Annotated in this window: 22 protein-coding genes and 1 other RNA gene; 16 read left to right on the top strand and 7 right to left on the bottom strand. The window is 63.1% G+C overall.

Annotated elements, in window-relative coordinates; genetic code table 11:
• Positions 1–169: 169 nt before the first annotated feature.
• The 7 genes from ACB033_RS02820 to ACB033_RS02790 all read left to right on the top strand — a co-directional run bounded on the left by ACB033_RS02820 (position 170) and on the right by ACB033_RS02790 (position 6859).
• Positions 170–520, top strand: a complete 351-nt coding sequence (locus ACB033_RS02820) for an ArsC family reductase (protein ID WP_017779579.1) — start codon at positions 170–172, stop codon at positions 518–520.
• A gap of 9 nt (positions 521–529) precedes the next feature.
• On the top strand, positions 530–1657 hold the full coding sequence (dapE, locus tag ACB033_RS02815; RefSeq protein WP_017783424.1) for a succinyl-diaminopimelate desuccinylase: 1128 nt from the start codon (positions 530–532) through the stop codon (positions 1655–1657).
• A complete protein-coding gene (locus ACB033_RS02810) occupies positions 1654–2343 on the top strand; it encodes a M15 family metallopeptidase (protein WP_019838586.1) in 690 nt (229 codons plus the stop codon). Before dapE ends, ACB033_RS02810 begins: the two co-directional genes overlap by 4 nt.
• Entirely contained in the window at positions 2340–2486 is a 147-nt protein-coding gene (locus ACB033_RS02805) for a hypothetical protein (RefSeq protein ID WP_005298986.1), read from the top strand. The genes ACB033_RS02810 and ACB033_RS02805 overlap by 4 nt, the downstream gene beginning before the upstream one ends.
• Positions 2487–2757: 271 nt before the next feature.
• A complete protein-coding gene (locus ACB033_RS02800; RefSeq protein WP_139399419.1) occupies positions 2758–4485 on the top strand; it encodes a potassium/proton antiporter in 1728 nt (575 codons plus the stop codon).
• A 39-nt stretch (positions 4486–4524) separates the two neighbouring features.
• Positions 4525–5628 carry a beta-N-acetylglucosaminidase domain-containing protein gene (locus ACB033_RS02795; RefSeq protein WP_095593088.1) on the top strand — a complete coding sequence of 368 codons (1104 nt, stop codon included), beginning with the start codon at positions 4525–4527 and terminating at the stop codon, positions 5626–5628.
• A gap of 22 nt (positions 5629–5650) precedes the next feature.
• Positions 5651–6859: a sodium:proton antiporter gene (locus ACB033_RS02790; RefSeq protein ID WP_139725434.1), complete on the top strand. Its 1209-nt coding sequence runs from the start codon at positions 5651–5653 to the stop codon at positions 6857–6859.
• Positions 6860–6948: 89 nt separating this feature from the next.
• On the opposite strand, the gene ACB033_RS02785 is transcribed toward ACB033_RS02790, so the two are convergent.
• The gene (locus ACB033_RS02785; RefSeq protein ID WP_139725435.1) at positions 6949–7737 is read right to left on the bottom strand and encodes a DUF1460 domain-containing protein; all 789 of its coding nucleotides are present in this window, start codon (positions 7735–7737) and stop codon (positions 6949–6951) included.
• A 208-nt stretch (positions 7738–7945) separates the two neighbouring features.
• Positions 7946–8578, bottom strand: a complete 633-nt coding sequence (locus ACB033_RS02780; protein WP_010634529.1) for a LysE family translocator — start codon at positions 8576–8578, stop codon at positions 7946–7948.
• Between the two features lie 164 nt (positions 8579–8742).
• Between ACB033_RS02780 and ACB033_RS02775 the strand changes: the two genes are divergently transcribed.
• The 3 genes from ACB033_RS02775 to ACB033_RS02765 all read left to right on the top strand — a co-directional run bounded on the left by ACB033_RS02775 (position 8743) and on the right by ACB033_RS02765 (position 11367).
• Entirely contained in the window at positions 8743–10365 is a 1623-nt protein-coding gene (locus ACB033_RS02775; RefSeq protein WP_139725436.1) for a methyl-accepting chemotaxis protein, read from the top strand.
• A gap of 178 nt (positions 10366–10543) precedes the next feature.
• A complete protein-coding gene (locus tag ACB033_RS02770; protein ID WP_010634531.1) occupies positions 10544–11074 on the top strand; it encodes a DUF1523 family protein in 531 nt (176 codons plus the stop codon).
• Complete coding sequence (locus tag ACB033_RS02765; protein WP_005298972.1) at positions 11071–11367, top strand: helix-turn-helix domain-containing protein; 297 nt, start codon at positions 11071–11073, stop codon at positions 11365–11367. Before ACB033_RS02770 ends, ACB033_RS02765 begins: the two co-directional genes overlap by 4 nt.
• A 120-nt stretch (positions 11368–11487) precedes the next feature.
• Here the strand turns inward: ACB033_RS02765 and ACB033_RS02760 are convergent, their stop codons facing one another.
• Positions 11488–11958, bottom strand: coding sequence for a hypothetical protein (locus tag ACB033_RS02760; RefSeq protein ID WP_005298971.1), 471 nt, complete (start codon positions 11956–11958; stop codon positions 11488–11490).
• A gap of 34 nt (positions 11959–11992) precedes the next feature.
• Positions 11993–12928, bottom strand: coding sequence for a pyrimidine-specific ribonucleoside hydrolase RihA (gene rihA / locus ACB033_RS02755; RefSeq protein WP_139725437.1), 936 nt, complete (start codon positions 12926–12928; stop codon positions 11993–11995).
• 164 nt (positions 12929–13092) lie between these two features.
• Here rihA and ACB033_RS02750 point away from each other — a divergent pair, with 164 nt between their 5' ends.
• Complete coding sequence (locus ACB033_RS02750) at positions 13093–13857, top strand: RluA family pseudouridine synthase (protein ID WP_162519874.1); 765 nt, start codon at positions 13093–13095, stop codon at positions 13855–13857.
• A gap of 120 nt (positions 13858–13977) precedes the next feature.
• Here the strand turns inward: ACB033_RS02750 and udp are convergent, their stop codons facing one another.
• The gene (gene udp / locus ACB033_RS02745) at positions 13978–14733 is read right to left on the bottom strand and encodes a uridine phosphorylase (RefSeq protein ID WP_005298967.1); all 756 of its coding nucleotides are present in this window, start codon (positions 14731–14733) and stop codon (positions 13978–13980) included.
• A 391-nt stretch (positions 14734–15124) separates the two neighbouring features.
• Here udp and yiaY point away from each other — a divergent pair, with 391 nt between their 5' ends.
• The 3 genes from yiaY to ACB033_RS02730 all read left to right on the top strand — a co-directional run bounded on the left by yiaY (position 15125) and on the right by ACB033_RS02730 (position 17512).
• Positions 15125–16276 carry an L-threonine dehydrogenase gene (gene yiaY / locus ACB033_RS02740; RefSeq protein ID WP_005298966.1) on the top strand — a complete coding sequence of 384 codons (1152 nt, stop codon included), beginning with the start codon at positions 15125–15127 and terminating at the stop codon, positions 16274–16276.
• Positions 16277–16413: 137 nt separating this feature from the next.
• Positions 16414–16752 (top strand): outer membrane protein assembly factor BamE, encoded by a 339-nt coding sequence (locus ACB033_RS02735; RefSeq protein ID WP_005298963.1) that lies wholly within the window; start codon positions 16414–16416, stop codon positions 16750–16752.
• 124 nt (positions 16753–16876) lie between these two features.
• A complete protein-coding gene (locus tag ACB033_RS02730; RefSeq protein ID WP_139725438.1) occupies positions 16877–17512 on the top strand; it encodes an NAD(P)H-binding protein in 636 nt (211 codons plus the stop codon).
• Positions 17513–17637: 125 nt separating this feature from the next.
• Here ACB033_RS02730 and ACB033_RS02725 read toward each other — a convergent pair whose 3' ends face one another.
• A complete protein-coding gene (locus ACB033_RS02725; RefSeq protein ID WP_065017461.1) occupies positions 17638–17985 on the bottom strand; it encodes an RnfH family protein in 348 nt (115 codons plus the stop codon).
• Positions 17978–18412 (bottom strand): SRPBCC family protein, encoded by a 435-nt coding sequence (locus ACB033_RS02720; protein WP_005298951.1) that lies wholly within the window; start codon positions 18410–18412, stop codon positions 17978–17980. The genes ACB033_RS02725 and ACB033_RS02720 overlap by 8 nt, the downstream gene beginning before the upstream one ends.
• Before the next feature lie 169 nt (positions 18413–18581).
• Between ACB033_RS02720 and smpB the strand changes: the two genes are divergently transcribed.
• Positions 18582–19070, top strand: coding sequence for an SsrA-binding protein SmpB (gene smpB / locus ACB033_RS02715; protein ID WP_017766150.1), 489 nt, complete (start codon positions 18582–18584; stop codon positions 19068–19070).
• A gap of 179 nt (positions 19071–19249) precedes the next feature.
• Positions 19250–19609, top strand: a transfer-messenger RNA (tmRNA) gene (ssrA, locus tag ACB033_RS02710).
• Positions 19610–19645 lie beyond the last annotated feature (36 nt).

The raw sequence follows: 19645 nt of genomic DNA, 5'->3' as shown, positions 1-19645 counted from the left end.
ACTTTTCCCCTCTTCCCAGGCCCGACCAGCGCCTCGCCTAACCTCCCCCATGCGCATCGGCGTTGCCTTGGGATCGCCACAATGCCAGAATCGGGCCTCTTCTTGATTTCCCGTTTCAGGACTCAAGTTTCGGCTTTCCGGGCCCATGCCCGCAGACAAAGGACTCCCCATGGCCACCACCCTCTATGGCATCAAGAACTGCGACACCATCAAGAAAGCCCGCAAGTGGCTGGAGCAGGCCGGCATCGACTACCGATTTCACGACCACAGGGCCGACGGCCTGAACCCGGCCGACCTCGACCGCTGGCTGAACCAGCTCGGCTGGGAGGCGCTGCTCAACAGCCGCGGCACCACCTTTCGCGCCCTGCCGGACGAAGCCAAGCAGGGGCTCGACACCGCCAAGGCCCGTGCCCTCTTGCTGGAGCACCCGGCCATGATCAAGCGCCCGCTGCTGGACCAAGACGGCGAGCTGACTCTGGGCTTCAAGGCCGATCACTACCAATCCCTCTTCTCTCGTTAAGGAAAAACGATGTCGGATGTCATCGCACTGGCCAAGGATCTGATCCGCCGCCCCTCCGTTACCCCGCTGGATGAAGGGTGCCAGACCCTGATGGCGGAGCGCCTCGCCAAGCTCGGCTTCGTCATCGAGCCCATGGTGTTCGAAGACACCACCAACCTCTGGGCCCGCCGCGGCAGCGAAGGGCCACTGTTCTGCTTCGCCGGCCACACCGACGTGGTGCCCGCCGGCCCGCTGGACAAATGGCACACCCCGCCGTTCGAGCCGACCATCCAGGATGGCGTGCTCTACGGGCGCGGCGCCGCCGACATGAAGGGCTCGCTGGCCGCCATGGTGGTGGCGGTCGAGCGCTTCGTGGCCGAGCATCCGGATCACGCAGGGTCGATTGCCTTTCTCATCACCTCCGACGAGGAGGGGCCCTTCATCAACGGTACCACCCGGGTGATCGACACTCTGGAGGCCCGTAACGAGAAGATCCGTTGGTGCATCGTCGGCGAACCCTCCTCCACCAACCTGGTGGGGGACGTGGTGAAGAACGGCCGGCGCGGCTCCATCACCGGCGATCTGCTGGTACGCGGGGTGCAGGGCCACGTCGCCTACCCCCATCTGGCGGACAACCCGATCCACAAGGCGGCCCCGGCGCTGGCCGAGCTCGCCGCCATCGAATGGGATCAGGGCAACGCCTACTTCCCCCCCACCAGCTTCCAGATCGCCAACATCCAGGCGGGCACCGGTGCCTCCAACGTCATTCCCGGCGAACTGCACGTCCAGTTCAACTTCCGCTTCAGCACCGAGCTCACCGATGCCGCGATCCGCGAGCGGGTCGAAGCCCTGCTCGAGCGGCACGGTCTGGATTACCAGATCAAGTGGACCCTCTCCGGCCAGCCCTTCCTCACCGACACCGGCAAGCTGCTGGCGGCGGCGGTCTCTGCCATCGAGGCGGTGAACGGTCAGCAGCCTGCATTGCTCACCACGGGGGGAACGTCCGATGGGCGCTTTATCGCCCCCACCGGGGCGGAAGTCATTGAGCTGGGTCCGGTCAACGCCACCATTCACAAGGTAAACGAGTGCGTGAAGGCGGACGATCTGGATCTGCTGGCAGACATGTACCAAGGGGTGCTCGCGAGGTTGCTGGCATGACCCAGGATCAGCTACTGGGCCAGGATGAGGGTCACCTCATCCTGGTGGGGCAAGGCCCGCACCGGCTGACGGCCGCCACCGCGGCGGCCTTCAACGACATGCAGGTGGCCGCCGCCCACGCCGGCTTCAACCTGCAGCCCGCCTCCAGCTGGCGGGGCTTCGAGCGCCAGCTCGCCATCTGGAACGGCAAGTGGCGCGGCGAGCGCCCCCTGCTCGATGCCCACAGCCAGCCCATCGACGCCCTGCAACTGAGCGACGAGGAGCGTCTGCACGCCATCCTGCACTGGAGCGCCCTGCCCGGCACCAGCCGCCACCACTGGGGCACCGATCTCGACATCTACGATCCGGACTGTCTGCCCGCCGGCACCAGGCTGGCGCTGGAGCCCTGGGAGTATGAAGAGGGGGGCTGGTTTGCCGACTTGAGCGAGTGGCTGGAGGATCGCATGAACGACTTCGGCTTCTTCCTGCCCTATGCCAAGCCGGCCGGTGCCGGCAGCGGCGTCGCCTACGAGCCCTGGCACCTCAGCTTTGCGCCTGAGTCCCGCGAGCAGCGGCTCGACCCGGCCGCGCTGGCACTTTGCCTGCAACAGGCGGATATTGAAGGCAAGGCGACCATACTGGCCAACCTCGACGAGATCCTGGCCCGCTATGTCACCCTGGCCACCGACGAAAGGAGTAGCACATGAACCTCTGGCTCTGGATAGGCTTGCCCCTGCTCTTCCTGCTCGGCCTGTTTCTCAACGCCATCAAGGACATGAAGCGACTGGAGAAAGAGCTGCCCCGCTACAAGGACAAGATCCGGGAAGTGAAGGACGACGAGGACGACTGACGACCTCGGTCAGCAGGGGCCCGGCGTGGGCCCCTGCCGTTTGCTGCCCGCTGCGGCGCCCGCCTCTCCCTCAAGTGTCCGTTTTGTGAACATCATCACGTTGCCGACCTCTCTGATCCCCCCGCTGACCCCCTTTTGATGGCCAGAACCCTTCGCAGCAATCGCACTGAAAATGTAAAAAACTGCAAATAAATGCACAATTAAGCCACACGGAGCCGGTCAAACTGCATATAATGTGCCTGATTTGCATTTTGACAGAAGGAGTTCGCCATTGGATGCCGTCACCATCAACAGTTTCTTCCTCGTCGCGGCCTTGTTGGTGGGTGCCAGTGTCCTGTTGAGCGCGCTCTCCTCCCGTCTCGGTATCCCCATCCTGGTGATCTTCCTCGCTGTCGGCATGCTGGCCGGTGAGGACGGCCCCGGTGGCATCCACTTCGCCGACTACTCCATCGCCTACCTGGTGGGCAACCTGGCGCTCGCCATCATCTTGCTGGACGGCGGCATGCGCACCCGGGTCTCCTCGTTTCGAGTCGCGCTCTGGCCCGCCCTGTCGCTCGCCACGGTCGGGGTGGCCATCACCACCGGCCTCACGGGCCTCGCCGCCGCCTGGCTGTTTGACCTCAACCTGCTGCAGGGGATGCTGATCGGCGCCATCGTCGGCTCCACCGATGCGGCGGCGGTCTTCTCCCTGCTCGGCGGGCGCAGCCTCAACGAGCGGGTCAGCGCCACCCTGGAGATAGAGTCAGGCAGCAACGATCCCATGGCGGTGTTTCTCACCGTCACCCTGATCGAGGTGCTGGCCACCGCCCAGCAGGGGCTGGATGGCGGCTTTCTGCTGCTGCAACTGCTCAGGCAGTTCGGGCTGGGAGCCGGCATCGGCCTTGGCGCCGGCTGGCTGCTGTGGAAGCTCATCAACAGCGCCCGGCTGGCCCCCGGCCTCTACCCGCTGCTCACCGTCAGCGGCGGCCTGCTCATCTTCGCCCTCACCACGGCGGTAGGCGGCAGCGGCATCCTGGCCATTTACCTCACCGGCCTCTTGCTCGGCAACCTCTCCCTGCGCAGCCGCAGTACCACCCTGTCGGTGCTGGACGGCCTCACCTGGCTCAGCCAGATCGGCATGTTCCTGGTGCTGGGGCTGCTCGCCTCCCCCCACAAGTTGCTGCCCATCGCCCTGCCGGCGCTGGCGCTGGCCATGTGGATGATCCTGTTCGCCCGCCCTATCTCGGTCTGGATCGGCCTGCTGCCGTTCAAGAACTTCGCCCCCCGCGAGCGCTGGTTCATCTCCTGGGTCGGCCTGCGCGGCGCCGTGCCGATCATTCTGGCGGTGTTCCCCATGATGGCGGGGTTGCCCAACGCCCAGCTCTACTTCAATGTCGCCTTCTTCGTGGTGCTGGTCTCGCTGATCCTGCAGGGCAGCTCGCTGCCGCTGGCCTCCCGCCTCGCCCGGGTCGAAGTGCCGGCGCCCCCCTCGCCCATCAACCGCTCCGGGCTCGAGATCGATCTCGACAGCCAGTGGGAGACCTTCGTCTATCGCCTGAGCGACGAGAAGTGGTGCATCGGCTCGCCGCTGCGAGATCTGCGCATGCCCAAGGGCACCCGCATCTGTGCCCTGTTCCGGGAGCAGGAGCTGCTGCACCCCTCGGGCAGTACCTGTCTGCAATCCGATGACATCCTCTGCGTCATCGGCCACGAGCGCGATCTGCCTGCCCTCGGCCAGCTGTTCAGCCAGGCGCCGGAGCAGGATCTGGGCCCGCGCTTCTTCGGCGACTTCCTGCTGGAGGCAGCCGCCAAGCTGGTGGATCTGGCACCGCTGTACGGGCTGGATGTGAGCGAAGTGGCGGATCAGACCCTTGGCCATTTTATTGCACAGCAGTTGGGCGATAATCTGGTGGTCGGCGACCACGTCGAATGGCAGGGGCTGATCTGGACCGTTGCCGAAATGGAAGAGGGTGAACCCCGCAAGATAGGGGTGCGTTTTCTGGAAGAAGATCCGGTCTGATCGCCGTCTGCCTCGTCCTCTGCGAGAAGGGAGTTATCTATGCCTTACCAAACCCTGTTGTCCGGCCTGCAACCCCCTTCGCCCAACCTGGGGGTGATCGAGGGCTTCTTTGGCAAGGGCTGGAGCTGGGAAGCCCGCGCCCGCTACGCCCAGTGGCTGCCCCGCCACGGTTACGGCTTCTATCTCTATGCCCCGAAAGAGGATGGCTATCTGCGCAAGCACTGGGCCAAGCCCTGGCCTGCCGCCCAGCTCGAGGCGCTGCGCCAGCTCGCCCGCCAGTGCCGTGACAACGGCCTTGCCTTCGGGGTGGGGCTGAGCCCCATGGGCGCTCACCACGACTATGCCCGCCAGCGACCGGCCCTGCTGGAGAAGGTGCGGCTCATCGAGGAGGAGCTCAAGCCCGACATCCTGGCGATCCTGTTTGACGACATGAAGGGGGATACCCCGGATCTCGCCCACTGGCAGCTCACCATCACCCACGACATAGCGGCCCATACCGGTGCCGGCCGGCTGCTGTTCTGCCCCAGCTACTACAGCACGGACCCTGTACTGGAGAAGGTGTTCGGCGCCATGCCCCCCCACTATCTGCAGGATCTGGGGCAGGGGCTGGATCGGCGCATCGACATCTTCTGGACCGGCCCCAAGGTCTGCTCCAGCGAGTACCCGGCGGCCCACCTGCGCCAGGCGGCCGAGTGGCTGCACCGCAAGCCGTTTCTGTGGGACAACTACCCGGTCAACGACGGCAGCAAGGCCAGCAGCTTCCTGCACCTGCGCGCCTTCGAAAACCGCCCGGCGGAGTTGGCGGATCTCGTGAACGGCCATGCGGTCAACCCCATGAAACAGGCGGCGCTGTCGGCCCTGCCGCTGGCCACCCTGCCCATGAGCTACCGGCTCGGCAAGCAGTACGACCCGGACAAGGCGCTGCACGCCTCCCTCAACGCCACCTGCGGCCCGCAGATCTCCGCCATGATCCAGGCCGATCTGCCGCTGTTTCAGGACATAGGGCTGGCCCAGCTGACCCCTGAGCAGGTGACTCACCTCAAGGCCCGCTATCTGCCGTTTCGCGACCAATCCTGCGTCGACGAGATCCTGCGCTGGCTGGATGGCGAGTACGTGTTCGACCCGGACTGTCTCACCGACTGACCCCACAGCCACAGGAGGCAGCATGGACGCGTCCCTGATTTACCAGAACCTGGCGGTGATCGCCGCCTTCCTGCTCATCTACAGCCTGATCGCCGGGCGCTTTGAATCCCGGCTTATCAACGGCCCCTTGCTGTTCTTGCTGATGGGCTGGCTGCTGGGGCCGGGCGGCATCGAGCTGCTCTCCCTCTCCATCGACAGCGACGGCATCAAGCTTCTGGCGGAGCTGACCCTGGTCATAGTGCTGTTCAGCGATGCGGCCAACACCAACTGGCAGGTGCTGCTGGCCAACCGCAGCCTGCCCATCCGGCTGCTGCTCATCGGCCTGCCGCTCACCCTGCTGGCCGGCACCCTGTTCGGTCGCTGGATCTACCCGGACCTGCCGCTGCTGGAGCTGGCCATCCTCTCCACCATACTCGCCCCCACCGATGCGGCGCTCGGCAAGGCGGTGGTGAGCAACCCGGCGGTGCCCGCCCCCATCCGCGAGGGGCTCAACCAGGAGAGCGGCCTCAACGACGGCATCTGCGTGCCCGTGCTGCTCCTGCTGCTCGCCCTCATCGCCCCCACCGAGCAGCACACCGGCACCGGTCTGCTGGCCATCACCCTGCTGCTGGAGGAGATCGGCATCGGCCTGCTGGTGGCCTGGGGGCTCACCACCTTCACCCTGCGCCTGCTCAAGACCTCCTACCTCAACGGCTGGCAGCTGCCGCTCTGGCGCCAGCTCACCATGCCGGGGCTGGCCCTGCTCTGCTTCGCGCTGGCCCAGACCCTGGGTGGCAGCGGCTTCATCGCCGCCTTCGTCGGCGGCCTGCTGATGGGCCGCAAACTGGGGGAGCACAAGCACGCCTACTTGGACAGCTGCGAGGGTTACGGGGATCTGCTCTCAGTGGTGATCTGGATGGTGTTCGGCGCCACCCTGATGCCCATGCTGGCAGAGCTGCTGCACTGGCAGTACTGGCTCTATGCCGCCGCCAGCCTCACCCTGCTGCGCATGGTGCCGGTCTGGCTGAGCCTGCTCGGCACCGGCCTCAAGCTCGAACTCAAGCTCTTCATCGGCTGGTTCGGGCCGCGGGGGCTGGCCAGCATCGTCTTTGCGGTGATGGTGCTGCAAAACGAGCCGGCCCTCCTCGGCCAGCGCCCCATCATCGCCACCGTGCTCTGCACCATCATACTGAGCGTCATCCTGCACGGTCTCACCGCCAACCCCTGGGTCGCCCGCTTCAAACCCCATTGAGGGGCGCCGCCAACAAAAAGCCCCGGGCACTGCCCGGGGCTTCTCTTTCTGTCAGACGCAAGGCGTGCTCATCTCGGCCAGGGCCCTCCCTAGGAGCTCGCGTCCTCGGCCTGCGGCCGATAGACCAGGATCCCCGGCTTGTTCTGCACATACTCCAGGAAGGGGGAGTCCACCACCTGCATCTTGCTCGAGAGGGAGGAGGCATTGCGCAGCACGGGGCCGTTCTCGCCGCGGATGAAGATGCCGGTATGGGTGACGTCGAGCCCGGCCAGATCGGTGTAGATGCCGATGTAGTCCCCCTCCTCCAGCAGACTCAGGGTGTTCTCGTCGATGCTGGCGGACGGAATGTAGGTGATGTCCCGCGCCGTCACCCCCAGCCCAGGAATGTAGTAGCCGCCGTCCGCCTTCTGGTTGAGCAGCTTGGCCGTGGTCACCGCAGCGCCGCCCACCAGATGGGTCACATCGCTCACCTTGTTGTCACCATGCACCCAGTCGGAGAAGAAGTGCTTTCTGGTCAGATAGTTGACCTCACCATTCACGTAACGAGTGTGCATCAGGTTCTCGATGAAGTGATGCACACTCGTTGCGCGACGCAGCGACTCGACGTAGTCCAGATAGGTGAAGCAGTCGAGCCCGCCAAAATCCACCACCAGCTTCTCTTGCACCTCGTTCGACCCCACCAGCCGGTTGGCCACATAGGGATTGCCCAGAAACAGGCCGGAGAAGGTCTTGATCGTCTGCCCCGGCGCCCCCTGCTGGCGGGCAAACAGCTCGATAAGTTGCGGCTCCTTGATGTTGTAGAAATCGAGGTTCCTCTCTTTGCCGGCTGTCGCCGCGCCGGCAAACAGGAGCAATGCAATACTGGTCAGCCTCATCATCCTTAAATCTCCTTGCTCGGAATGTTAATAAACGGACCCTGTACACCCTCTCGCAGAGGCAAGAGAATGCCATTTGAGACTGACGGCATCCCGGCCGTTTGCAAACCGGATAAATGTAAGCAAATGTGGCCAACCGCCCGCCAGTATACGAAAAAGCCCCGCATGGCGGGGCTTCTCGGCAGTAACAGACCAGCTGGCAAGTGCGGTATCAACCCAACGCCAGCCAGACCCCGACAAACAGCATGAGAGAGCCGGCGATCCGGTTCATCAGGGTGACGTTGCCGCTCTTGGCGAGGAAGTGGCGCAGGGTGCGACCGCCGCTCGCGTAGAGCAGCAGGCAGGAGAACTCGATGAGCAGGATCAGGGCCACCAGGGCGCTGATCTGGGGGGTCATCGGCTTGGCCGCATTGATGAAGGGGGGCAGCAGGGAGACCATGAAGGCCCACCCCTTGGGGTTGGCAATGGCGGTGACGAAGCCCTGCATGGCCAGCGCCAGCGGCCGCGTCTCCTGAGCGGCCGACAGATCCGCCGGGATCGCCAGCTTGCCCTTGGCCTGCCACATCTGGATACCGAGCCAGATGAGATAGGCGCCGCCCACGTACTTGAAGGCGGCAAACAGCGCCGGGTAGTTGAGCATGACGGCCGCCACCCCGATCACCGACAGTACCGAGACCAGGCCGACCCCGATGAGCTCGCCCCACATCATGTGCAGGGTGCGGCGCACCCCCAGACTCATGCCGAGGGTCATCGCCAGGGTCATGCACATGCCGGGGGTCACGGAGACAAAAAAGAACGTGGGAATAAACAGCGCCAAAATGGCAGGATCGATCCAGTCGGACACACTACACCTCCATGCTAACAGACCGACGATCTTGCCTATCACACTCATTTAACACAAGAAAAAACCTTTTCAAATAGCCGGTTTTGCACCTTAAAAACCTGTGACAAGCTTTGTCGCGCCTGTGTAAGATGCCGCCTTGTTTCTCTTTTGGGTCAGGATCTTTCATGTCATTGAATAATCTCTCTATCCGTCTGCAAGTACTCATCCCTCTCCTGCTCGCCAGCCTGTTGATGATCCTGATGATCGGGATCGGCAAACAGGACATCGACCGCGCCATCGACGACATGAACGAGACCACCGCCAGCGTGACCCGTCACAAGGACGACATCGCCACCCTGATCCACGCCACCTACCGGCTGCGTACCAACGCCATCTACGGCCTCTACGATCCCGCCCGCTTTGCCCAGCTGCCCAGCGAGCTCTCCACCGCCGAGCAGGAGATAGGTGCCATCCTGGCCAGACTGGCCATCGCCGGGGCCGAGCAGGACAACAGCCGGGTCGCGGCCGCCCTGCAGGCCTACCTCGGCCACACCCGCAGCAACATGCTGCCGCTGCTGGCCGCCAAGCACCAGGGCGGCGGCGATCCTGCCGCCTATGAGCAGGCCCGCCTGCGCTTTCGCGATCTGGGGGAAGATCTCATCAAGCAGATCGATGCCATGTCCGCCCACGTCAACCAGCTGATCCTGGCTGAAATTGCCGAGGAGCAGGCTCACTACCACGCCACCCTGCTGCGTACCCTGCTGCTGATGGCAGCCAGTCTGGCCGCCGCCCTGTTTGGCGGCTGGTGGCTCTCCGGCCGCATCGTGCGCCCCATCGGTCAGCTGCAGCAGGTGATGCGCGCGGTGGCCCAGGGCCGCTTCAACGTGCGCGCCGCCACCGACGGCAACAACGAGCTGAGCCAGCTGGCCGCCGACATCAACCAGACCCTGACCCAGCTTGGCAGCACCATCAACACCCTGACCGGCATCAGCGGCAACGTGGCTTCTGCCGCCACCGAGCTCGCCGCCGTGATGACCCAGGCAGAGGTCAATGCCCAGCAGCAGCGCGGTGAGACCGAACAGGTGGCCTCCGCCGTCACCGAGCTGGCCAGCACCGCCGACAACGTCAACCACAACGCCGCCCTGGCCGACGAGCTGGCGCGCGATGCCAACCAGCGGGTCGAAGAGGGGCTGGCGCTGTTTGCCGAGAGCATTCAGGCCAACAGCCGCATGGCCAACAGTCTGGAGAGCGCCGCCTCCGTGGTGGCCAGCCTCAAGTCCCAGTCCGAGCAGATCGGCAAGGTGATCGAGGTCATCCAGGGGATTTCCGAGCAGACCAACCTGCTGGCCCTCAACGCCGCCATCGAGGCCGCCCGCGCCGGCGAAACCGGTCGCGGCTTTGCGGTAGTGGCTGACGAGGTGCGCATGCTGGCGGCTCGCACCCAGGACTCCACCAAGGAGATCCAGGCCATCATCGAGCAGTTGCAAAGCCAGTCTCTCTCCGCCAACAGCGGCGTGCAGGATACCCTGGCCATCCTGGCCCACAACCAGCAGCTCTCCAGCCAGGTGCAGGATCTGCTGGGCGGCATCACGGAGGCGGTCAACCAGATCAACGGCGCCAATGCCCAGGTGGCCACCGCCGCCGAGGAGCAATCCTGCGTCACCGCCGACATCAACCGCAACATCACCAACATCCACGAGATCGTGAACCAGAACGCGGCCGGCATCAGCCAGAGTGCCGCCGCCAGTCACGAACTGTCACAGCTCGCCGAGCAACAGCGCAAGCAGCTGTCCCAGTTCCAGCTGTGACACACACCTGCTGACCAGACAGAGAGGCCCCGCATGCGGGGCCTCTCTGTTAATGACGCTGACGACTTGTTATTGTTTTAAACGCTATTTTTTATGATCAGGCTTCATTGGGGGCTGGGCTACCTCACCAAATGTGGGTATGGTAGAGGCACGTCACTCCCCCTCATGCGAGATCATCATGAAGCTGTCCTTCAAGAAACCGGCCTTCATCGGCCTCGGGCTCATCGCCCTCGTCACCGCCATCTGGCTCGACTACTACCTGCCGGAACATACCATCGCCACCATCACCGGGGTGGAGGTGAAGCGCACCGACAAGGATGGGCCCATCAGCCAGAAGAACCCGGCCGACGGCCCCACCACCGACGTCTACTACATCTATACCGAGCGTCCCGGCGAGAAGATCCGCGTGTTCCGCAACGAGGACACCGAGTGGGGCTGGCCCTTCTACTTCAAGTTCAACGCCGCCGACGTGCAGGCCAAAGCCAAGTCGATGGAGTTCGAAAAACGGCTGGCCATCATCACCTCCTACGGCTGGCGCATCAACATGTTCTCCATGTTCCCCAACGTCACCAAGATTGAGAGCACCGAGCCCGACGCTTCCACCTGGAGCTTCTTCCGCTGGTTCTGGTTCGGCATCTGGGCCCTGGTGATGGGCAAGGCTGCCATCGCCACCTGGCGCTACTTCGATCGTCTCGAGGACGAGATATGAGTGAGCCGAGCAAGACGCGCACCAGCTTCTATCGGCGGCTCTACGTGGCATGGCTGATCAGCCAGGGCACGGATACGGTGCCGGCCATCATGGAGGCGACCGGCATGCCGCGCCGCACCGCGCAGGATACGCTCAGCGCCCTGGCCGAGCTGGACATCAGCTGCGGCTTCGAGCAGACCGAGGGGGCTCGCCATCTGCAGGGGCACTATCGCATCAGTGACTGGGGGCCCATCAATCCCGCCTGGATAAAAGCCCAATTACCGGTTATCAAAGAGACGCTGGGTTACCCCTAAAGACATCGGCGTCACCCGTCAGTGACTGGGGGGCAATCCGAGCCTATCCACCAAATAGAAAGAGGGCCAGCCGACAAGGCTGGCCCTCTTTCTATCTCCGCCAAGGCGTCGGCCTTGTTTCTACTCGGGGAAAGGCTCCTCCGGCAGCGACTCCTGGCTCTCGCCCCGGGTGCAGTCGATGATGGAGCGCTTGGGGTTGTTGGGATCGCGCAGCAGCAGGGGGGCCAGCCCCTCGTCGTGCTTCTGCTCGTCGGAAAACTCGCTGCCGTAGGCATTGTGGGTAAGCCGGCGCGCGTTGGCGATGGGGGTATCCACGAACAGGGCGTGCACCTCGAAGGTGGAGGCCGGAATGAGAAAACCGCTGATGGGCAGGCCGTGCAACTCCTGGCGGGTCTTGTACCAGGCGAAGCCGTCCGCCACCTTGTAGGGGGTGTAGTGGTTGAGCTGCGGGTGCGCCGGCTTGCCCGTCTCGCTATCGAGATAGAGATCATCCAGCTCGCAGGTCGCCAGCCCCTGCCACATCGACTCGAACGGCGTGGCACACCCCGTCAGTTGCAACCCGGCCAACAGTGCCAGCCCTGTCTTCCACATCGCTTCGCCCCTTCTTGCAAGAGTGGAACTGCGTTCAGTCAAAGGCCCGCAGCCGCGTGACCAGCAGATCGATAAAGCCCGCCCGATCCAGCCCCAGCAGCACCAGCGCATTGGCCGGCTTACCGGTCAGACCGTAGCGATCCACCACCGTCATGCCGCTAGTATGGGTGCCGCCTGTCTCGATATCGACCCGGCACTCGACCCCGTGGAACAGCGCGGGAGCCAGCAACCAGGCAATGGTACAGGGGTCGTGCAGCGGCGCGCCAGCAAATCCCCACTTGGGATCCCGGTGGTAGATCATGAAAAAGTCGAGCAGATCGGCCACGCACTGGGCCACCGGATTGGTGATGGCGCGTACCCGTTCGATATCCTCGTCCATCACCTGCGCCTCGTGGGTCACGTCCAGCCCGCACATGGTGATGGGGAGCCCCGACTTGAACACCATATCGGCCGCATCCGGGTCCACATAAATATTGAATTCCGCCGCCGGGGTCCAGTTGCCGGCTCCCGCCGCGCCGCCCATCAGCACGATGCGGGCGATCTTGGATTTGAGCTCGGGGTGAGCCGCCAGCAGCAGAGCGATGTTGGTGAGCGGGCCGGTCGGCACCAGGGTCACGGGTTCCGGGCTCTCGCGCAGGCACTTGGCCATCAGCTCCAGGGCGGTCATGGCCACGGGGGCAAAGGCGGGATCCGGCAATTTGGGGCCATCGAGCCCCGACTCGCCATGGACGTTGTCGGCGATGATAAGCTCGCGGGCCAGCGGCTTGGGAGCCCCCGCCGCCACCGAAATGTCGTCACGCCCCAGCAGGGTCAGGATGCGCAGGGCATTGTTGAGGGTCTTGTCCGGCGTCTGGTTGCCGGCGCTGGTGGTGACCGCCAGCACCTTGAGCTCGGGGCTGGCCAGCGCCAGGATAAGGGCGATGGCATCATCGTGGCCGGGATCGCAATCGAGAATAACGGGCAACGCCATGGACGGACTCCTTACAACATGACAGGGAGCCATACCTTAGCAAGCCGCGGCTGCATTAACTCTGGAAGGGGTCACAAAACGGCCCCTTTCCCGCCTTATCAAGCAGTTAGCCACAAAACGAGGGCCGCTTCTGCAGTTATTCGCCGCGCCCCGCCGGTTCGGGTATGATCCCCCTCCCTTTTCAGACCGTGCGCCCCATGTCCGCCATCATCGACACCTTCATCGCCCCGCCCTGTGCGGCCGCCATCGAGATCCTGTTTGAGGATGAACACCTATTGCTCATCAACAAGCCGAGCGGCCTGCTGAGCCTGTCGGGCAAGAACCCGCAGAACCTCGACTCGGTGCACCACCGGCTGGTGCAGGATTATCCCGGTTGCGCCCTGGTCCATCGCCTCGATTTTGGTACCTCGGGGATCATGCTGGTAGCCAGGAACAAGGCCATCAACGCCCTGCTCTGCCGCCAGTTCAGCCAGCGCACGGTGAGCAAGGCCTACAGCGCCCTGCTGTGCGGTCATCTGGCCGAGGACGAGGGGGTGATCGATGCCCCCATCGCCAAGGATCCGGCGCTGTTTCCGCTGATGAGCATCTGCGCCGTCAACGGCAAGCCCGCCCGCTCCCGCTATCAAGTGATTGAGCGGCTGGAGCAGCAGATGCAGGGACAGACAGTGCCGCTGACCTCAGTGCGGCTGGTACCGGAAACCGGTCGCACCCATCAGCTGCGCATCCACAGCCAACAGCTGGGTCATCCCATTCTTGGCTGCGATCTTTATGGCGGCCTGCTGCCGCCCGGCTGCGCCCAGGCACCGCGGCTGATGCTGCACGCCAGTGAGCTCGACTTTGTTCACCCGGTCAGTGGCGAGCCGATGCGGATCCGCAGTGAGGCCCCCTTTGCGCAGGCGCTGGCGGCCATGACGGAGCAACAAGGGTAACGCGAGAAGGAGGGGGAAAAGGAGAAGGGGAAAAGCGGTCAACGGCGGATAAAGATAGGGGCCGTGCTTTCGCAACGGCCCCCACCCCCCACTCGGTACTCTTTGTTACAAAGAGGGCTATCAGATCAGCTTGCGGGCAGCGCCCAGCACGATCTTGATGGCATCAGATTCGGTCTTCGCCATGGTCTCGGCGTTCGGGATCTCTTGCTGGGTACGGTTCACGATGACACCGGCTACCATGCCGGCGCGCAGGCCCTGGCTGGAGCACATGGTCAGCAGCGTCGCGGACTCCATTTCGAAGTTCAGCACGCCCATGGATTGCCACTCTTTCATGGAACCCTGGAAGCGTTGTACCACGCGGCCGGAGAAGGTGTCGTAGCGCTCCTGACCCGGGTAGAAGGTGTCAGAAGAGGCGGTAACGCCCACGTGCAGCTTGGAGCCCAGCTCCTTGGCGGTGTTGACCAGCGCAGTGGTGCAGTCGAAGTCAGCCACGGCCGGGAACTCCATCGGCGCGAAGTGCAGGCTGGCACCGTCGAGGCGCACGGAGCCGGTGGTGACGATCACGTCGCCCACGTTCAGGTGCGGCTGGATGGCGCCGGTGGTGCCGATGCGCAGGAAGGTACGGATGCCCAGCTGAGCCAGCTCTTCCACCGCGATGGAGGTGGACGGGCCGCCGATACCGGTGGAGCAGATGATCACGGCCTTGCCGTCCATCTCGCCGCGCCAGGTAGTGAATTCACGATGGCTGGCCAGGTGCACCGGGTTATCCAACAGCTCTGCGATGCGCTTCACGCGCTCGGGGTCACCGGGAACGATCGCCAAGGTGGCGCCTTGCAGATCCGCTTTTTTCAAACCCAAGTGAAATACATCAGACATAGTGGACTCCTGGTTGCTCCCCACCAGCATGGTCAGGGGCAAGTTAAGGTGATTCTTTATGGTACTTTCAAGCCTTCACTCCCCTCGTCGGGGAGGCGCCAACTATGGTCGAAAGCGCTTTCCAATTCCTTGAAGCATCTCACACTTCCTTGCATTGACAGCCACAAATTCGGCGCAAAACGTTTGCTAACTTGATGAATTAATTGAAAAACGTTTTTCTGTTCGCGAACAGGCTAGCGCGCTTGTCAATCCCTGTCGCGGCCCATGTTTCCGGTACGTGATCGAGTCCATAAAGTTGCAAAGCAGATACCATTGACCCCTTTTCATCCCCCCTGACGGTGCTATGTTGGCGCCCGTATACCACTTAATGGCTAATCATACGGAGTCCATCATGGCGACATTCAAGTTCTACATTCCCGCAATCAACCTGATGGGAGCAGGCTGCCTGCAAGAGGCGGCAGCCGATATCAAGGGTTATGGCCATCGCAAGGCGCTGATCGTCACCGACAAGATCCTCAACCAGATTGGCGTGGTGGCCAAGGTGGCCGGCCTGCTGGCAGAACATGGCATTGAAAGCGCAGTTTTCGACGAGACCAAACCCAACCCGACCATGACCAACGTGGAAGCGGGCCTGGCCATGCTCAAGGCCAATGGCTGCGACTGCGTCATCTCGCTGGGGGGCGGCTCGCCCCACGACTGCGCCAAGGGGATCGCCCTGGTGGCCGCCAACGGTGGCAGCATCAAGGATTACGAAGGGGTGGATCGCTCCGCCAAGCCGCAACTGCCGCTCATCGCCATCAACACCACCGCCGGCACCGCCTCCGAGATGACTCGCTTCTGCATCATCACCGACGAGGCCCGCCACGTGAAGATGGCCATCGTCGACAAGCACGTCACCCCGCTGATGTCGGTCAACGACCCCGAGCTGATGCTGGCCAAGCCGGCCGGCCTCACCGCCGCCACCGGCATGGATGCGCTGACCCACGCCATCGAGGCTTATGTCTCCACCATCGCCACTCCGGTGACCGATGCCAGCGCCATCATGGCCATCCAGCTCATCGCCAAACACCTGCGCACCGCGGTCAACCACGGCGACGATCTGCATGCCCGCGAACAGATGGCCTACGCCCAGTTCCTGGCCGGCATGGCCTTCAACAACGCAAGCCTGGGTTACGTGCACGCCATGGCCCACCAGCTGGGCGGCTTCTACGACCTGCCGCACGGGGTGTGCAACGCCGTGCTGCTGCCCCACGTGCAGGCCTACAACTCCCAGGTGTGCGCCGGCCGCCTGAAGGACGTGGCCCGTCACATGGGGGTGGATGTGAGCGCCATGACCGATGAGCAAGGGGCCGCCGCCGCCATTGCCGCCATCCAGCAACTGGCACGCGACGTCAAGATCCCGGCCGGGCTGGAGCAGCTCGGCGTCAAGGCCGACGATTTCAACGTGCTGGCCGAGAACGCCCTGAAAGACGCCTGCGGCTTCACCAACCCGAAACAGGCGAGCCACGACGAGATCGTCGCCATCTTCCGCGCCGCCATGTAAGGGGGCGCAATGGGCAGAAAGGGTCGCATGGCGGCCCTTTTTATTGGCTGATGGATCAATGGCTTTTTACTTCCGTAGAGGGAGCCGGTATGATTTGCCGAGCTTAAAAAGACTTGAATGGATGATCTGAACTCGATATGCGGATGAAACACCTGATTGCCGCGGCCCTGACCGCCCTCACCCTGTCCGGTTGCAGCCTGGTCTATCGCATCGATATTCCTCAGGGCAACTATGTGGAACAAAAACAGGTCGACAAACTGCGCCAGGGCATGACCCGCGAGCAGGTCGAGTTCGTGCTGGGCTCCGCCATGCTGCGCGATGGCTTTGACCCGAACACCTGGTACTACCTCTATGAATTCCAGCCGGGGCGCGGCGAGAAAGAGCGCAAGGAGCTCACCCTGACCTTCGTCAACGACAGATTGGCCACGGTCACCGGCGACTTCCCGCTGCCAGCGGCCTTCCATACCCCGCTCTGATCCCATCCACAAAACCGGCCTCGCGCCGGTTTTGTTTTAACACCGCCGGCCACCCATTACCCCCTTGCAGAGGGCAGCCCCTCGCCCAATACTGGCCTCGATTCAATCACACAGGGAGAGCAGCATGAGCAGGATCCTGATCGCCGGAGCCACTGGCCTCATCGGCCGCGAGCTGGTGCGACAACTGCCCGCGGAGCATGAACTGACCCTGCTCTGCCGCAAGCCCGGAGAGCCGCAGCCAGCCCGCCACTGGCTGCCGGTCAATTTCGATATGCTGGCCAGCGCAGCCCTGCCCGGGCCGGTGGATCTCGCCTTCTGCTGCCTTGGCACCACCCGCAAGGAGGCCGGCTCCGCCGAGGCCTTTCGCCGGGTCGATCTAGACTATGTGCTGGCCTTTGCCGAGCTGGCCCGCCGCCACGGCAGCCAGAGGCTGGTGGTGGTCTCTAGCCTGGGGGCCAACCCGCACTCCCCCGCCCTCTATCCCCGTACCAAGGGGGAGATGGAGCAGGCCCTGCTGGCCCAGCCCTGGCAGCGGCTCGCCATCGTGCGCCCCGCCATGTTGCTGGGGGATCGCCAGCCGCCGCGCCGCTCTGAACAGTTTTTCCAGATCATCTATCCCTTGCTGAAGCCACTGCTGGTAGGCAGGTTGCGCCGCTGGCGCGCCATCGAGGCCGGCCAGGTGGCCCGCGCCATGATCGCCCTCTCCTGCCAGCCCGCCGGCTGCGAAGTGGTCGAGAACGAGCGACTGCTCCAGCTGTAACGAAGCGTCTTAACTTGGCAGGTGGATAACGGGATCAAAAAAGGCGCCAAGGCGCCTTTTATATGCGGTGCCGTGCCAGTGCTGGCACTTTTTATACGAAGTATCATGCCTGCCAATACAGGCATTTAGTCAGAGTGTTTGCGGTTGGCATTGGGCCGGCCGCCGGTCACCACGTCGGCACGCCCCTCCTCCTTGGCCTTCTCGGCGCGCTTCTTGCGCATCTCCTTGGGATCGGCGATGAGCGGACGGTAGATCTCGATGCGATCGCCATCTTGTAGCAGCTCGGCGCCCTTGACCGGGCGGCTGTAGATGCCGAACTTGTTGACCGCCAGATCGATCTCGGGATGCTTGCTCATGATGCCGGACTGCTCGATGGCGGCCTGCACCGTCGTGGTCGGCGCCACCCGCAGCCGCAGCACGGTCTGCTGCTGAGGCAGGGCATAGACCACTTCGATATTGAGTTGATCAGGCACCGTACACCACCTTGGCGCGGTTGGAGAAGGCCAACACCATGGAGCTCACCAGGTCGCGGAAGATCTGGCCAAACGCCAGCTCGATGAGTTTGGAGGTGAACTCGAAGTCGAGATCGAACTCCACCTTGCAGGCATCCACGTCCAGCGGGGTGAAGGTCCACCAGCCCGCCAGCTTGCTGAAGGGCCCCTCAACCAGCTCCATCTTGATCTGCCGGTTGGCCTCGAGCAGGTTGCGGGTCGTAAAGGTCTTGGCAATCCCGGCCTTGGCCACATCGACCGAGGCCGTCATATAGTCATCGCCGGTTTCGTGGACACGGCTGCCGACACAACCGGGCAGGAACTCCGGATAGGCGTGAACATCATTGACCAGCCTGAACATCTGTTCTGCGCTGAACATCACCAGGGCACTGCGAGTAATACGGGGCATGGCTTTTCCTCATCCAATCGCCGCGATTTTATCACCATGTTTGCGCTTTTGGAGGTAAAACCTCGGTCAAACTGCTCATAAAGCCATCAGTTGACCCGCTGCGCGTTTTACAGCCGCCCTTGCCCACGTATAATGCCCTCCTCCCAGTCATTGCCGGAAATCGCCCGTCATGAGCAAAAAAAACAGTAAAAACAAAGCCGGGTCCAACACCATTGCACTCAACAGAACCGCGCGCCACGAATACTTCATCGAAGAGAAGATCGAAGCGGGTCTGTCCCTGCAAGGGTGGGAAGTCAAATCCCTGCGGGCGGGCAAGGCCAACATCAGCGAAGCCTATGTCATCTTCCGCGATGGCGAGGCCTACCTGTTCGGCTCCAGCTTCCTGCCACTGCAGGCTGCCTCCAGCCATGTGGTGTGCGACCCGACCCGGACCCGAAAACTGCTGCTGAGCCGTCGTGAACTCGACAAGCTCGAAAGCCTGATCGCCCGTCAGGGCTATACAATCGTGCCGCTCGCCCTCTACTGGAAACAGTGCTGGGTCAAGGTCGAAATCGGCCTGGTGAAGGGCAAGAAAGAGCACGACAAGCGCGAAGATACCAAGGCCCGCGAATGGGATCGGGAAAAAGCGCGCATCATGAAGAACAAGAACCGCGGCTAATCCGCGTGATGCTGCAAGGTCCGGGCTCCTGCCCGGACTTTTTCTTTTCCGGCCCGCCGCTTACCCGCTCCCGCCAGGCGTGCGCACAATAAATCGGCAAACGGAGCAGCTCCCTGCGGGAATGACCATCAACGCCTTGCCATGGCAGGATTTTTGCGTACAATCCCTCTTAACAACTTGGGGCTGATTCTGGATTCGACAAGATTCACGAAACCCAAGGTGCATGCCGAGGTGCGGTAGGCCTCGTTAATAAACCGCAAAAAAATAGTCGCAAACGACGAAAACTACGCACTGGCAGCTTAATAACCTGCGCAGAGCCCTTCTCCCCTAGCTTGCCTGTGTCCTAGGGAATCGGAAGGTCATCCTTCACAGGATCGTGTGGAAGTCCTGCTCGGGGCGGAAGCATTAAAACCAATCGAGCTAGTCAATTCGTGGCGTGTCTCTCCGCAGCGGGTTGGCGAATGTAAAGAGTGACTAAGCATGTAGTGCCGAGGATGTAGTAATTTTGGACGGGGGTTCAAATCCCCCCAGCTCCACCAAACGTTTGGAAAGGGCCACCTCGCAAGAGGTGGCCC

Source organism: Aeromonas sp. S15(2024), from assembly GCF_041402265.1.
GTDB classification, from domain to species: Bacteria; Pseudomonadota; Gammaproteobacteria; order Enterobacterales; family Aeromonadaceae; genus Aeromonas; species Aeromonas dhakensis.
The sequence above is the reverse complement of the archived record's forward strand: the minus strand, read 5'-3'. Positions and strand labels throughout refer to the sequence as shown.